Here is a 13727-nt window from a genome sequence, read left to right on the forward strand (position 1 = left end):
TCGGGTCAGCCGTCCTGGTCGGGATCCGTCGCGGACCCGGTGAGCCAGCAGCGGTAGAGCTCCGCACTGTCCCGCACGACGCCGCGCGCTCCGGACCGCACCAGGCGGTCCGTCCACCCGCCATAGATGCGGTCGTACTGCACGCCGTCGAGCGAGGCGAGCAGCCGGGCGAGGTGACGCGCGGGCATGGGCAGCAGCATCGGGTAGCTGCGCATGAAGGACACCCGACGGCTGCCCGGCAGCACCATCATCGTGTCGCTCACGAGCAGGGCGCCCCTGCCCTCGGCGGCTGCCGCGAGATGGAGCACGGCGCTGCCGGCGAAGTGCCCGCCGGTGCGGATCAGCGTCACGCCCGGCGCGACCTCGAGCCGGTCGTCCCACCAGTCCACCGCATCCCACGACCGCAGCACCCATTCGGCGTCCCGGCGCGGGATCCAGAGCGGCGCACCCCGGCCGTCGCTCCGCCGGAACCGGTCGCTCCACTCCCCCTGCACCCCGCAGAGGTGGGGGTGGCTCTGCGCGACACCCAGCAGCCCGCCGTTCGCTCGCACGAACTCGACGGCGGCCTCGTCGAGGAACCCCGGCGGATCCCAGAGCACGCCGCCCCTCGGGGTGTGGACGAGCAGGCCGCGGTGTCCGATCCCGAGTGACGGGGTCACGGCGAGTTCGAACAGGCCGGGCTCGAGCTCGGTCCAGGACGTGCGGTGCCCCTCAGCGGCGAGCTCCTCGAGACTCGTCCACTCCTGGCCGGTCTCGGGCACGTACTGCCGCTCCTCGGCGCAGATGCGGCACTTCCCCGGCGGCTCGGCGGAGGCGGGGTACTGGTTGGCGCAGGTCCGGCAGATCCAGGACACCTCGGCGGTCATCGCGTCGCACCTCCGTCTGCTCTCGCCCATCCTGCCTCCCCGCTCTCGGCACCGAAAGGGCGGCGCAGCAGGTGCATGTCCGTCGACGACGACCGGGACCGGTGCTCCTCATCGTGCGCCAGTGCGCCCCGCCACCAATTGCTTCCAGGTCTCCTCCAGCGGCTTCAGCACCGTGATCCTCGAAGAACTCCACCCACGACGCCGCCACGTGACCGAGCGGATCCCAGTCGTGCACCAGACAGGGCAGGTGCGAGCGCCGGGCCCGGCGCCCCCATTTCGCGATTCTTGGGCACGCTTCCCGCACGTCGGGTTCCTGCTCGGTTACGCCTGCCGCTGCCAGCGCGACCGAGGGGTCAGGGACGCTCGGGCACCTTGAGGAACAGGCCCACGGCGAGCAGCGCTCCGGCCGCGAGGATGTGTGCGGCCGACCACAGGGGTCCGGCGAACTCGAACGGGGCCACCGGGTTCCAGAGGACAACGATCGCCCCGAGCACCGGAAGCCACCACCACGCCCGGCCCTGGACCGCGAACACCGCGATGATGCAGGCCAGGATGCTGAGGAGGAGTCGCACGGCGAAGTAGAGGTCGGACCCGATCAGGAAGATCCCGATCACGGCGGCGATAGCGGAGAGCAGTCCGGGCAGCAGAGCCGGGCGGAGCATCTCCGGCTGCGGGGTTTCGCGGGCCCGGCTCACCGTCGGACTCTACCGCTCGGTGCCGCACTCGTCGCCCCCGGCGTCGCCGTCGGTGTCAGCTGCGGAAGTCCTCGGGGTCGGCCTCGTCCAGGAACTGCCGGAACTCGGCGACCTCGGCCTCCTCGTCAGGGGCGTCCTCGGTGACCTCGTCCGGGATGCCCGCCGCCGCCAGCACCTCGTCCGCGACCCAGATCGGCGCATCGACGCGCGAGGCGAGGGCGACCGCATCGGAGGGGCGGGCGTCGAGGGTGTGCCGACCGGTGGGAGTGAGCAGCGTGATCTCCGCGTAGAAGGTGCTGTCCTCCACCCGGGTGACCTCGACCCGGGTGACGGCAGCTCCGGAGATCTCGAGCAGGCTCTTCATCAGATCGTGCGAGAGCGGGCGGGCGGCCTGGGCGCCCTCCACCGCGAGCAGGATCGAGCTCGCCTCCTGGCCGCCGATCCAGATCGGCAGAACCGTGCCGCTGCCCGGCTCGTCGCCGATCGGCTTCAGCAGGATGACGTGCTGGCCGACGGGATCTCGGGCTACTCCGGCGACGCGGACCTGAACCATGACGACTCCCTGAAAGGGCGGCGGGACTGCCATCGTAGGCCAGCAGCATGCGCAGAGGGCGGGAGAGCCGCATCCCACCGGCCAAACCGCATCGGCACGCGGTCGCGCCGTGGCCGCACCGTTGCGGTCGTGCGAGCACGCGCGAGCACAGGCGGTTCGCCGCTTCATCGTCCCGATCTCGCATCGAGCCGATATGCCCTCCAGTGCGTACGCATAGCCTTCCGGCACATCCTCGGGTCGACCCCTCCGCCAGGAGAGGGAGACAGAAGGGACATCACAGATGACGAAGCGCAGAACGCTCACCGTCGCGGGGCTCTCCGTTGCCGCCGCGATCACCGGCGCAGCACTCACCGCAGCCGCACTGCCTGCCATGGCAGAGGGTGCCACACCCTCCCCGAGCTCGAGCTCGAGCTCGAGCGAGTCGACGACGACCACGCCGTCGGCGGACGACCCGAGCAAGGGCGGCCACCAGGCGAACGGCGTCACCGAGGAGCTCCTCACCGGTGACGCCGCCGCCAAGGCGACGGCGGCAGTGCAGGCGAAGTACCCGGATGCCACGATCCAACGGGTCGAGAACGACGCCGAGGGTGACTCCTACGAGGCGCACATCCTGCAGGCCGACGGCAGCTCCGCCACCGTCAAGCTCGACGACTCGTTCACCGTGACGGGTCTGGAGGCCGGCGGTCCTGGCGGCGGCCGGCACGGCGACCGGCAGGGCGACGACGATTCGACCACCTCCGACAGCTCGTCCACCACGACGTCCTGATCCGGCCGGCGGTGGGGGCGATCCGCGTCCTCACCGCCGATTCCCCGGCCCCTCCCGCAGAGTTCGACGCGGACCGGCCGTGAGCGCCTCAGTCCGGCAGCGCTCTCGCCAGCTCCTCCCAGAGGAAGGCGAGGGTCGCGGCGCCATCGAGCAGGGTCGGAAGGTGCACGCTCTCGTCGCTGTCGTGCCAGTCGTCCTCGATGTAGCCGGTGCCGAAGAAGACGATGGGAGCCTTGAGCATCCGGGCCATGAGCTCCGCCGGACCGCCGCCGGCGTTGCCCATCCGGCCGACCGTCGACACCCGGAAGCCGCGGCGCATGGCCGCGTCGAGAGCATCGACGGCGGGTCCGCGCGGCGTCTCATAGGCGAGCTGCGCGCTCTCCTCCGCAACCTCCACGGTCGCCTCGACCGTGTCGGGCAGCCGCTCCTCCGCCCAGCGCCGGATCTGCTCGGCGACCCGGTCGTTGCGCTGACCGGGAACCGTGCGGAACGAGATGTCGGCTGCCGCCACTGCCGGGATCGCCGCCCGGGTGGGGCCCACCGGATCTCCCGCGATCATCGAGATCACCTCGACGGACGGGCGCAGCCAGAGCTGTTCGAGGACGGTGTACCCGCTCTCGCCGCCCACCTTCCGGGTATGGGACCGGGCGAGCCAGTCCTCCTCGTCGAAGGGCAGCGCCGCGAGCTCCTCGCGGCGCTCGTCCGGGATGGGCCGGGCGTCGTCATAGAAGCCGGGCAGAGCGATCCTCCCCGACGAGTCGAGCACCGACGCGAGCAGCCGCGAGAGCTCCAGCGCCGAATTGGGAGCCGAGCCGGACGCCGCGCCGCTGTGGATGTCCTTGACCGGCCCGTACACCTCGATGTGGGCGCTGATCATGCCCCGGACGCTCGTGCAGATCGCCGGGGCGCCCGCCCGCCAGAGCAGGGTGTCCGAGAACACCACGAGATCGGCGGCGATCTCCTCCGCCTTCTCCTCCAGCAGCCCCGCGAACGACGGCGAGCCCAGCTCCTCCTCCCCTTCGACCAGGAACTTGAGGTTCACCAGCGGCGCTCCGTGCTCCGCGAGATGCGCTCGCAGACCCCAGAGATGGGCGAGGATCTGCCCCTTCGCGTCGGAGCTCCCTCGCCCGTACAGGCGCCCGGCGCGCACGACCGGCTCGAACGGGGCGGTCTCCGACCAGTTCTCCTCCTTGACGGCGCGGACGTCATGGTGGCTGTACACCAGGACCGTTGGCGCATCGCGATCCACCGCCCACTCGGCGAAGACGGCCGGCGCCTCGCCGGCCCACCAGATCTCCACCCGGGGGAAGCCGGTGTCCCGGAGCGCCCCTGCCAGCCAGGCCGCCGAGCGGCGCAGGTCAGGGTCCCGATTCGAGCCCGCGACGGACGGGATGCGGACCCACTCGGCCAGCTGCGCGACGAGCCGGTCCTCGTTCGCACGCAGGAAGTCGTGCACCCGGTCGTCGTCGCGCTCGTGGCCGTCGTGTTCGCGGCCGGATCCGGCCGGTGCACTGAGCTTCTCCGCAGTCATGGCGTCCTCCGGAACGAAGGCTACGGCGAGCCGCTCGCCGCGTTCAGCCCTTGACGGGGGCGTCAGACGCGGGTCCCGATCGCCTTCGACCGACGACCGCAACGCTGCGGCCAAGGTGCAACCGTGCACGGTTGCAGGTTGGCCGGACGGGTGCGTTCCTCGGCTCAGCCCTGGGCGACCGCGACCGCGAACAGGCCGACCAGTCCGTGGGTGTGCAGCATGAGCACCGCGAACCCCAGGCCGAGGATGCGCCGCTGCGGCCGGAGGAGATGCCGAGGGAAGAGACCAGGGTCGACAGGATGCCGATCCCGGTCAGGCGGATGCCGGTCGACTGCGCCCCGGGAAGCGCGTCCTTTCCGGAGCTGGGCGTCGCCACGAGGAACAGCACAGGCAGGAACGCGTTCCCGCCGGAGATGTCGTTCACCGCCAGCTTGTGGTCCCCCTGCCTGACCGACGCGAGACCGGTCGAGATCTCCGGCAGCGAGGTGGCGAGCGCCAGGATGGTCGCACCGAACAGCTCACCGGACGGACCGATCTGGCCGGCCATCCCGCTGCCGCTGCACTGGAGGTGCACGCCGGCGCCTCCCCACTGACGTGCCACGGCAGGCCCTTGCCCACCCGCCGCACGGGCAGCGGCCCGGTGACCCGGAGGACAGTGATGAGCACCCGCCCGGGCTCAGGTCCCAGACGACGAGCCCGGCGGGCAACTGGCTGCTCAGCTGGATGCCCCGCCATCCAGACGCGACAGGCGGAAGCTCCACTACACCTCGTGCGGGCCGGCGTGTCCAGCCCTCCCGAGGTCCGCAGCACGGGCGTACGTTCTCGCCATGATCGATCGCATCGCCGACATCTGGGGGACCCGCACGCCGTTCGCGCAAGGCGAGCGATGGCCGGTTCGGGTCGACATGAAGCTCGCCCAGGGACTCGACGAGGACCAGGTCGACCGCTGGGTGCAGTCCGCCTGCGTGCTCTGCAGCAACGGCTGCGCGGCCGACATCGCCGTCAAGGACGGCCACATGGTGGGCATCCGCGGACGCGCGATCGACCTCGTCAACCATGGCCGACTGGGCCCGAAGGGGCTGTTCGGCAGCTGGCAGGGCGTCGACAACGGCGACCGGCTCACCCGCCCGATGATCCGCGAGGGCGACCGCCTCGTGGAGACCGACTGGGACACCGCGATGTCGCGGATCGCCGACCGCAGCAGGAAGCTGCTGGCCGAGAAGGGTCCTCTCTCGCACGGCTTTTACACGAGCGGCCAGCTCTTCCTCGAGGAGTACTACGCGCTCGGGATCCTCGGCAAGGCCGGCCTCGGAACGCCGCACATGGACGGCAACACCCGCCTCTGCACCGCGACAGCCGCGACCGCGATGAAGGAGAGCTTCGGCTCCGATGGCCAGCCCGGCAGCTACGCCGACATCGACGAGTGCGACGCGATGTTCCTGTTCGGTCACAACATGGCAGAGACCCAGACGGTGCTCTGGATGCGCGTGCTCGACCGTCTGGCCGGACCGAACCCTCCCCTGCTCGTCTGCGTCGACCCTCGTGAGACGGAGGTGGCACGCCAGGCCGCCGTGCACCTCGCGGTGCGGCCCGGCACGAATCTGGCACTGATGAACGGCCTGCTCCGGGAGCTGATCGCCATCGGCGGCGTCGACGAGGACTATGTGGCGGAGCACACCGTCGGCTTCGAGACCCTGCAGGGCGCCGTCGAACCATGGACTCCTGACGAGGTGGCCCGGGTGTGCGGGGTGGCCGCCGACGACGTCCGCCGGGCCGCCTCGATCTTCGCCACCTCGGAGCGCGTGCTGTCCACCGTGCTGCAGGGCTTCTACCAGTCGAGCCAGGCGACGGCGTCGTCGTGCCAGGTGAACAACCTGCACCTGCTGACCGGCAAGCTCGGCCTTCCTGGCTCCGGGATCCTGCAGATGAACGGCCAGCCGACCGCACAGAACACCCGGGAGAGCGGCGCCGACGGGGACCTGCCCGCGTTCCGCAACTGGGAGAACCCGGCCCATGTGAAGGAGCTCGCGGACCTCTGGGGCGTCCACCCGGACAAGATCCCGCACTGGGCGCCGCCCACCCACGCCATGCAGATCTTCCGCTACGTAGAGCAGGGCAGCATCCCGTTCCTCTGGGTGTCCGCCACCAACCCGGCCGTCTCGATGCCCCAGTCGGAGCGCATCCGCAGGATCCTGCAGAAGCCGGATCTGTTCCTCGTGGTCCAGGACCTCTATCTGACGGAGACGGCGCGGCTGGCCGACGTCGTGCTGCCCGCCGCGGCCTGGGGCGAGAAGCAGGGCACGTTCACGAACGTGAACCGCACGGTGCACCTCTCGGACAAGGCGATCGAGCCGCCTGGCGAGGCCCGCAGCGACCTGGACATCTTCCTGGACTACGCCCGCCGGATGGACTTCCGGCGCGACGACGGCGCTCCCCTGCTCGACTGGACCTGCCCGGAGGACGGCTTCCGGGCCTGGCAGGAGTGCACACGCGGCAAGCTGTGCGACTACACGGGCATCTCCTATGAGCGTCTCCGCGGCGGCAGCGGCATCCCCTGGCCCTGCAATGAGGATCATCCGGATGGAACGATGCGGCTCTACGGCGACGGCATCTTCCCCACCGAGGTGGAGCGGGCCGAGACCTACGGACACGACCTGCTGACCGGGGCGTCCGTGGGCCCGGAGAAGTACAAGGCGATGCGGCCGGACGGCCGGGCGATCATCAAGGCCGCACCGTACACGGCGCCGCACGAGCTGCCGAGCGAGGAGTATCCGCTGCAGTACTCCACCGGGCGGACCGTCTACCACTTCCACACCCGGACGAAGACGGCCCGAGCTCCCCAACTGAATCGGGCGGCGCCGTCGGCCTGGGCCGAGCTGTCCCGGGCCGACGCGGCGCGCTGCGGCATCGGTGAGGGCGATCTGATCCGCGTCGTCTCCGCCCGGGGCGAGATCGTCGTGCCCGCGCGCGTGGGGGACGTGCGCGAGGGGACCGTCTTCGCGCCGTTCCACTACGGCTACTGGGAGGACGAGCGCACCGGACCGGACGGCCGTCCGACCGCGGCCAACGAGCTCACCCAGACCGAGTGGGATCCGGTGTCGAAGCAGCCGATCTTCAAGGTCGCGGCGGTGCGGGTCGAGAAGGTGGCCGATGCCACCGGCCCGGCTCCAGCTCCCACCACCACGGCGTCCCGTCCTGCTGACCCCGGGTCGGCGCCGCCGACGAGGGGTGGCCCGGACGCCGAGACGATCGAGCAGCTCCGGCCGACCGAGCCTCCAGCGGTGCCGACCTCCGAGGAGCACCCGTGAACGTCGACCTCTACCTCGGCCTCCTCCGCACCGGCGAGCGCGTGCTCGGGGAGTCCTTCCGTCAGGTCGCCGAGGGCCACGGAGACGAGCCGGACGTCTACCGGCTGTGCACCACCCTCGCGGAGCAGTGCGAGGACCACGAGCGCCGGCTCGGCCCGATCGTCGGACGCTACGGCGAGCGACCCGACGACGAGCCCGAGAGATTCCACGCGGACGCCATCTCGGAGAGCCGGTCCGGTCCGGTTGGCCTGCTCCGGGACCTGCAGGACCTCTACCTTCTCGCCTCCCTCGTGGACGTCACCTGGGTCACGGTCCGCCAGGCGGCGCTCGCTCTCCGGGACGAGGACCTGCTGACCCTCATCGAGGACTGCGAGGCGGAGACCGGGGTCCAGCTCGCGTGGATCCTGACGAGGATGAAGCAGTCCGCACCGCAGGCGCTCCTGGTCGCCTCATGAGCGCGTTCCTCGGCGGCCCGGCCGACGGCCTCCGCCGCAGACGCGCCGGTGCGGCAGGGTACGCGGCGGCGCTGTGCCTCGTCGTGCTCGCCCTCTCCGGGGCGATGGGGCTCGCCCTCACGCAGCCGTGGCTCTTCCCGAGTCTCGGTCCCACGGTGATGCTCTTCTTCGAGTCGCCCGAGCAGCCCGCGTCGCGCCCGCTCAACGCCCTGGTCGGCCATGGCGTCGGACTCGTCGCGGGCATCGCCTGCCTCCTGGCCCTGGGGCTGGCCGGTCAGCCGTCGGTGCCCGAGGCGGGACTGACGCTCCCCTACCTCGTCGCGGGCGCCCTCTCGGTCGCGATCACGACGCTCGTGCTGACGCTGATCACGCTCCCTCATCCTCCCGCCGGCGCTACCACGCTGATCGTGAGTCTCGGGATCCTGACCCAGCCGCTGCAGCTCCTGTCGATGGCGGGTGCGGTGATCCTGATCACGGTCGCCGGATGGGCACTGAACCGGCTGCTGCTCGGGCGGCGCACCCAGTGACCTGTGCGGTCCGGCGGGATTCCGGAGACGCCCGCAACGCTCCGGCCAAGGTGCAACCGTGCCTGGTTGCACCTTGGCCGGACGGATGCGTTTCTCGGCTCAGCCGCGCCCCTGGCGTGGGGCCTTCTCCTGCTTCCGCATGGCGCAGGCGCTCCGCCGATGGCGAGCCGGGTTCGGCGGTGCAGATCATCAGCACCAGGCCGGGCTGCACGGTGATCGTGAGCTCCTCGCAGCCGAGCACCAGCTCGCCGACGAGAGGAGGGGTGAAGCGCTTGGTGCCGGTTCCGTGGGTGCGCGCATCGTGGGCCCCCCACAGCGTCCGGAACGTCTCGCTGCGGGGGGACAGCTCCCCCACCAGGTCCTGCAGGCCCCGGTCATGCGGATCCCGGCCCGCCTCGACGCGCATGATCGCCACGCACATCTCGGAGAACAGCTCCCAGTCGGGTAGAAGTCGCGGGTCGCGGGGTCGGGGAACTGGAAGCGGGCGAGGTTGGGCGTCCGCCCCGCGTCGCCGATCACCGGCGAGTAGAACGCGCGGCCGAGCGGGTTCATCGCCGAGCACGTCCTGCTGCTGGTTGCGGACGAACGCGATGCCGTCGACCGACGCGGATGCGCCGGTGATCGCTCCGCGCTCCAGCTTCGAGCAGAACTCGACGCTGACTCCGGCGAGCGCCGCGACCTCGGTCAACCTCGCCATCTTCGGCGCCGGCATCCTCGGAGCGGCCCTCCTCGTGCCCTTCGACGGCCTCGTGCGCCCCGTCGCGGTGCTGGCGCTGGCCTCGTCGCGCTCCTGCTCACCTTCTCCGGCCGCCGCTGCGCGTTCCCCGGCAGGCGGTGAAACCCGCCGGAGCCCGCCGGAACCCGCCGATCCGCGCTCAGGCGGGGCGCAGCGCCGACCCACCGGTCGGCTCGTCCGATGGCAGCTCGCCCCGCCGCACGGCCTGCACCAGCCGAGCGTGGTCGGACTCGGTCTGATCGGCGTAGGCCCGCGCGAAGCGGACCATCGCCTCGTCCAGGCGGCCCGAGCCGCCGACATAGCCGGCGATCATCGACGCGCCGCTGGTCCGGGCGTGGCCCTTCGCGAGAAGGTGACCGACGATGCCGGCATAGTCGGACACCGCAGCGGCATCGATCGCGTCGATGGCGATGGTCCCCTTCATGTTGCGGAACTGCCGCACGTAGAACTGCAGGCCGTCGATGGTCGTCCAGCCGAGCAGCGGGTCGGACACCGTCTGCAGTGCCTGCTGGTATTCGACGACCCGCTGCCCCTGGTGCGCGTGCCAGGCGGAATCGCCGTGCACGAACGGTGCCAGCACGGAACGCCTGGCCTGTTTGAGCTGCAGGAACAGCACATCATCGGGACTGCTCCCCTCGAGCAGAGCCACGTAGGCGCGCAGACCGACGCTGCCGACACCGACGACCTTGTGGGCCACGTCGACGAGCGTGTAGCCGCCGACGGCCCGCCGCCAATGCGGCGCCAGCGTGGAGAGGTAGTCGTCGAGGGCCGCTCCCACCAGTTCCTGCTCGGCGTCGTCCAGTCGAGTGATCAGGGGCGGTTCCGCCACGATCCGCCGTCGGCCCTCCCGCTCTTCGGTGAACCGGGGCAAGGCTCGGTCGCTCGTCCGGTTGCGGGCGCGCTTCGCGGACCGCCGGATCTCGTCCCGCAGCGACTTCTCCGTCGCGGTCTCGTGCAGCCGGTCCACGTCGAGCCGGTTGTAGGACCTCTGCAGCAGCGGCTGATCGGCGAGGAAGCGAACCTCCTTGCGGTATGCAGCGACACAGGATCGCACCGAGTCCGCGCACTGGTCCTCGCTGGAGCCGTTCTCGCGGCCGGCCACCCAGATGCTCGCGACGAGGCGTCGCAGGTCCCACTCCCAGGCGCCCGGATGCGCCTCGTCGAAGTCGTTGAGGTCGATCACGAGCTCCCCCTCGGGCGAGGCGAAGAAGCCGAAGTTGCCCAGGTGTGCGTCACCGCAGATCACCGGGGTGATGCCGGTCGCCGGGAGGGAGGCGACGTCCGCGGCCATCACGACTGCCGAGCCGCGGAGGAAGCCGTACGGGGAATGCATCATCCGGCCCACCCGGACCGGGATCAGCCCCGGCAGGCGGCCGACGTGCGACTCACGGATGAGGTCGACCGGATCCGGCCGCAGATCGGAGGGCGACCAGATCCCCATGCTGCCCCGGGGAACTTCGCTCCTCAGCGCCTTCCCTGTGGCGTAGCGCTCCGTGCGGGACGTGGGCCGCCGTCGCACCGAAGTGAAGGCCTCGCCGCCGACCGAGGGAAGGACGGTATGGCTCTGCCCGGACCGATCGGCGAGAGATCCAGCGACCTCAGGTCGTGCCGGGTGGGTGCCGTCCGCCGGTCGGTTCGCAGCCCAGGGCGTCTCCGTCATGCCACTCGCTCCACGGCCACAAGCGTAGCGACGGGCATCCCGCACACTGTGGCGGGGCGGGCGGCTATGGTCTCGGGGCGCCCGCTCCGCTCACCAGCCGAGGGTGCCGGGGGCGCCCTTGAACGGCCCCACCACTCGGGGGGTGATCCAGCCGCCGTAGAAGCCGCCCTGCTGCGGCTCCACTGGTTCCCCGTCCACCTCGCACGCGTCCATCGCTCCGGGGTAGAGGGAGACGTGATCGACCAGCTCCTCGTAGCCCGGCAGTGGGGACGAGTAGGTCCACGCGGCACGCTCGGCGACGGCTCCCCCTCCCTCCACATCCAGGTAGGAGGCGCGTCCCTTGTACTCGCACACCGAGAACCCGGCCGCGGGGGTCAGCGCCCCGGGGGCGAACGCCGACCGCGGGAGGTAGTAGGCAGGCGGATGGCTCGTCTCGAGCACCCGGAGGGCCTCACGGGTGTCGGCGACAACGACGCCGCCCAACCGCACGACCACCCGCTGCCCGCTCGCCTCCACGCGGGGCGGGCGGGGGTAGCCCCAGACCGACTCCTGGCCGGGGCCCGGAGGAATGCGCGTTGTCGTCATGCCGGCACGCTAGGGGTTCGCGCTGACCGAACGCCGACGACCGGTGCGCGTTACGTCCTGTGGCGGCTCGCCATCGAGACTCCCGTCCGCGCCCGGTACGGTGCCCTCATGACCGACCGCGCCTACGGCTTCCGCACCCGGGCCATCCACGCTGGCAACATCCCCGACGCCGTCACCGGCGCGCGTGCCGTTCCCATCTATCAGTCGACGGCCTTCGTCTTCGACGACACCGCGGACGCCGCGTCGCGGTTCGCCCTGCAGAAGTACGGAAACATCTACAGCCGCCTGGCCAATCCCACCGTCGCGAGCTTCGAGGAGCGGATCGCGTCGCTCGAGGGTGGCCTCGGGGCGGTGGCGACGGCGAGCGGGCTGTCGGCGCAGTACATCACCTTCGCCTCCCTGGCCGGCGCGGGGGACCACATCGTGGCGAGCGCGTCCCTCTACGGCGGCTCGGTCACCCAGCTGGACGTCACCCTTCGCCGCTTCGGGATCGACACGACGTTCGTGCGGGGAACCGATCCCGCCGACTACGCGGCGGCCATCCGTCCGGAGACGAAGCTCCTGTTCGTGGAGACGATCGCCAATCCTTCCGGCGAGATCGCCGACCTCGAGGGTCTGGCGGCCGTCGCGCACGCGTCGAATGTCCCGCTCATCGTCGACTCGACCGTCGCGACCCCCTACCTGAATCGGCCGATCGAGTGGGGCGCCGACGTGGTCATCCACTCCGCCACCAAGTTCCTCGGCGGGCACGGCACCACGCTCGGCGGCGTGGTCGTCGAGAGCGGACGCTTCCCCTGGGCGAACGAGCGCTTCCCCCTCTTCGACCAGCCGGTCCCCCATTACGGCGGCCTGAACTGGCATGGGAACTTCGGTGAGTACGCCTTCCTCACCCGGCTGCGCGCCGAGCAGCTGCGCGACATCGGTCCCGCGCTCAGCCCGCATTCGGCGTTCCTCCTCGCCCAGGGCGTGGAGACCCTGCCGTTCCGGCTCCAGGCGCACGTGGACAACGCGCGCCTGGTCGCCGAGTGGCTCGCCGGCGACGACCGCATCGAGTACGTCAACTGGGCGGGACTCCCAGCTCACCCTCACCACGAGCGCGCGGCGAAGTACCTGCCGAAGGGTCCTGGGTCCGTCTTCAGCTTCGGCGTGAAGGGCGGCCGAGAGGTCGGCAGCCGCTTCATCGAGTCGCTCGACCTCGCAAGCCATGTCGCCAACATCGGCGACACGAAGACTCTGGTCATCCACCCGGCATCCACCACGCACGCCCAGCTCAGCGAGCAGCAGCTCAGCGACGCGGGAGTCGGCCCGGGGCTGGTGCGGATCAGCGTGGGCATCGAGGATGGAGACGACATCGTCTACGACATCGATCAAGCGCTCACGGCGGCACGGAAGGCGGCGGGATGACCCTCACCGAAGATTCCCCGGAGCAGAGCGTGACGAGCCAGCTCGCCAACGGACTCACCTGCGACCTCCCCGCCGGCTCCCCGCTGGCGAGGCTCCTCAAGTCGCAGCGCACCTGGGTGGGCCCGTCGGCGAAGGAGCGGCTCGCCATCCTTCGCCGCGCCAAGTCGATCGCCATCGTCGGCGCCTCCCCCAACCCGTCACGGTCGAGCTACTTCGTGGGCACCTACCTGCTGCAGTCCAGCGACTACCGGGTCTACTTCGTGAATCCCCATGCGACAGAGATCCTCGGTCACCGCGCCTACCCGGACCTCGCGTCGCTGCCCGAGGTCCCCGACATCGTCGATGTGTTCCGCAAGGCGAGCGACATCCCGTCCGTCATCGACGACGTACTGGCGGTCGGCGCCAAGACCGTGTGGGTGCAGCTCGGCATCTGGAACCAGGAGGCCGCCGAATACGGTGAGGCTCATGGACTCACCGTCGTGATGGACCGCTGCCTCAAGGTGGAGCACGCCCGGTTCCACGGCGGGCTGCACCTCCTGGGCTTCGACACCGGTCAGATCAGCTCCCGCAAGGCGATCCGCTAGCACCTCGCCCCCGCCTCGCCTCGCCCGGCACTGCGGAGGCGATCGCCCATAGTGGCG

Annotated in this window: 14 protein-coding genes; 6 read left to right on the top strand and 8 right to left on the bottom strand. The window is 70.9% G+C overall.

The window, feature by feature from the left end:
• Positions 1-5: 5 nt before the first annotated feature.
• The 3 genes from JWR33_RS03270 to JWR33_RS03280 all read right to left on the bottom strand — a co-directional run bounded on the left by JWR33_RS03270 (position 6) and on the right by JWR33_RS03280 (position 2114).
• Entirely contained in the window at positions 6-866 is an 861-nt protein-coding gene (locus JWR33_RS03270) for a hydrolase (RefSeq protein WP_297409429.1), read from the bottom strand.
• A gap of 353 nt (positions 867-1219) precedes the next feature.
• Positions 1220-1561: a DUF6804 family protein gene (locus tag JWR33_RS03275; RefSeq protein ID WP_297409431.1), complete on the bottom strand. Its 342-nt coding sequence runs from the start codon at positions 1559-1561 to the stop codon at positions 1220-1222.
• Between the two features lie 55 nt (positions 1562-1616).
• Entirely contained in the window at positions 1617-2114 is a 498-nt protein-coding gene (locus JWR33_RS03280) for a bifunctional nuclease family protein (protein WP_297409432.1), read from the bottom strand.
• Positions 2115-2394: 280 nt separating this feature from the next.
• Here JWR33_RS03280 and JWR33_RS03285 point away from each other — a divergent pair, with 280 nt between their 5' ends.
• On the top strand, positions 2395-2880 hold the full coding sequence (locus JWR33_RS03285) for a hypothetical protein (RefSeq protein ID WP_297409434.1): 486 nt from the start codon (positions 2395-2397) through the stop codon (positions 2878-2880).
• Positions 2881-2968: 88 nt separating this feature from the next.
• Here JWR33_RS03285 and JWR33_RS03290 read toward each other — a convergent pair whose 3' ends face one another.
• Together JWR33_RS03290 and JWR33_RS03295 are read right to left on the bottom strand one after the other, a co-directional pair.
• Positions 2969-4411, bottom strand: a complete 1443-nt coding sequence (locus JWR33_RS03290; RefSeq protein ID WP_297409436.1) for a M20/M25/M40 family metallo-hydrolase — start codon at positions 4409-4411, stop codon at positions 2969-2971.
• Between the two features lie 43 nt (positions 4412-4454).
• Positions 4455-5012 carry a sodium/calcium exchanger protein gene (locus JWR33_RS03295; protein WP_297409437.1) on the bottom strand — a complete coding sequence of 186 codons (558 nt, stop codon included), beginning with the start codon at positions 5010-5012 and terminating at the stop codon, positions 4455-4457.
• Between the two features lie 226 nt (positions 5013-5238).
• Here JWR33_RS03295 and JWR33_RS03300 point away from each other — a divergent pair, with 226 nt between their 5' ends.
• Genes JWR33_RS03300 through JWR33_RS03310 form a run of 3 tightly spaced genes read left to right on the top strand, consistent with a single transcriptional unit; the run spans position 5239 to position 8701 of the window.
• Positions 5239-7719 carry a molybdopterin-dependent oxidoreductase gene (locus JWR33_RS03300; RefSeq protein WP_297409439.1) on the top strand — a complete coding sequence of 827 codons (2481 nt, stop codon included), beginning with the start codon at positions 5239-5241 and terminating at the stop codon, positions 7717-7719.
• Positions 7716-8174 (top strand): hypothetical protein, encoded by a 459-nt coding sequence (locus JWR33_RS03305; RefSeq protein ID WP_297409441.1) that lies wholly within the window; start codon positions 7716-7718, stop codon positions 8172-8174. Before JWR33_RS03300 ends, JWR33_RS03305 begins: the two co-directional genes overlap by 4 nt.
• Complete coding sequence (locus tag JWR33_RS03310; RefSeq protein ID WP_297409443.1) at positions 8171-8701, top strand: HPP family protein; 531 nt, start codon at positions 8171-8173, stop codon at positions 8699-8701. The genes JWR33_RS03305 and JWR33_RS03310 overlap by 4 nt, the downstream gene beginning before the upstream one ends.
• Here JWR33_RS03310 and JWR33_RS03315 read toward each other — a convergent pair.
• The 3 genes from JWR33_RS03315 to JWR33_RS03325 all read right to left on the bottom strand — a co-directional run bounded on the left by JWR33_RS03315 (position 8646) and on the right by JWR33_RS03325 (position 11682).
• A complete protein-coding gene (locus JWR33_RS03315; RefSeq protein ID WP_297409445.1) occupies positions 8646-9398 on the bottom strand; it encodes a hypothetical protein in 753 nt (250 codons plus the stop codon). The genes JWR33_RS03310 and JWR33_RS03315 overlap by 56 nt on opposite strands.
• Before the next feature lie 178 nt (positions 9399-9576).
• On the bottom strand, positions 9577-10878 hold the full coding sequence (locus JWR33_RS03320) for a DUF2252 domain-containing protein (RefSeq protein WP_297409447.1): 1302 nt from the start codon (positions 10876-10878) through the stop codon (positions 9577-9579).
• A 309-nt stretch (positions 10879-11187) separates the two neighbouring features.
• Entirely contained in the window at positions 11188-11682 is a 495-nt protein-coding gene (locus JWR33_RS03325) for a DUF427 domain-containing protein (protein WP_297409449.1), read from the bottom strand.
• Positions 11683-11790: 108 nt separating this feature from the next.
• Between JWR33_RS03325 and JWR33_RS03330 the strand changes: the two genes are divergently transcribed.
• Together JWR33_RS03330 and JWR33_RS03335 are read left to right on the top strand one after the other, a co-directional pair.
• Positions 11791-13086 carry an O-acetylhomoserine aminocarboxypropyltransferase/cysteine synthase family protein gene (locus tag JWR33_RS03330; RefSeq protein ID WP_297409451.1) on the top strand — a complete coding sequence of 432 codons (1296 nt, stop codon included), beginning with the start codon at positions 11791-11793 and terminating at the stop codon, positions 13084-13086.
• The gene (locus JWR33_RS03335) at positions 13083-13670 is read left to right on the top strand and encodes a CoA-binding protein (RefSeq protein ID WP_297409453.1); all 588 of its coding nucleotides are present in this window, start codon (positions 13083-13085) and stop codon (positions 13668-13670) included. Before JWR33_RS03330 ends, JWR33_RS03335 begins: the two co-directional genes overlap by 4 nt.
• Positions 13671-13727 lie beyond the last annotated feature (57 nt).

Origin of the sequence: Naasia sp., assembly GCF_025465545.1 — a bacterium.
Classification (GTDB): Bacteria; Actinomycetota; Actinomycetes; order Actinomycetales; family Microbacteriaceae; genus Naasia.

Excerpts from the sequence above, each read along its gene's own strand:
- JWR33_RS03270 (WP_297409429.1), bottom strand. The coding sequence starts at position 866 with ATGACCGCCGAGGTGTCCTGGATCTGCCGGACCTGCGCCAACCAGTAC.
- JWR33_RS03280 (WP_297409432.1), bottom strand. The coding sequence starts at position 2,114 with ATGGTTCAGGTCCGCGTCGCCGGAGTAGCCCGAGATCCCGTCGGCCAG.
- JWR33_RS03285 (WP_297409434.1), top strand. The coding sequence starts at position 2,395 with ATGACGAAGCGCAGAACGCTCACCGTCGCGGGGCTCTCCGTTGCCGCC.
- JWR33_RS03290 (WP_297409436.1), bottom strand. The coding sequence starts at position 4,411 with ATGACTGCGGAGAAGCTCAGTGCACCGGCCGGATCCGGCCGCGAACAC.
- JWR33_RS03300 (WP_297409439.1), top strand. The coding sequence starts at position 5,239 with ATGATCGATCGCATCGCCGACATCTGGGGGACCCGCACGCCGTTCGCG.
- JWR33_RS03310 (WP_297409443.1), top strand. The coding sequence starts at position 8,171 with ATGAGCGCGTTCCTCGGCGGCCCGGCCGACGGCCTCCGCCGCAGACGC.
- JWR33_RS03315 (WP_297409445.1), bottom strand. The coding sequence starts at position 9,398 with ATGGCGAGGTTGACCGAGGTCGCGGCGCTCGCCGGAGTCAGCGTCGAG.
- JWR33_RS03320 (WP_297409447.1), bottom strand. The coding sequence starts at position 10,878 with ATGGGGATCTGGTCGCCCTCCGATCTGCGGCCGGATCCGGTCGACCTC.
- JWR33_RS03325 (WP_297409449.1), bottom strand. The coding sequence starts at position 11,682 with ATGACGACAACGCGCATTCCTCCGGGCCCCGGCCAGGAGTCGGTCTGG.
- JWR33_RS03330 (WP_297409451.1), top strand. The coding sequence starts at position 11,791 with ATGACCGACCGCGCCTACGGCTTCCGCACCCGGGCCATCCACGCTGGC.
- JWR33_RS03335 (WP_297409453.1), top strand. The coding sequence starts at position 13,083 with ATGACCCTCACCGAAGATTCCCCGGAGCAGAGCGTGACGAGCCAGCTC.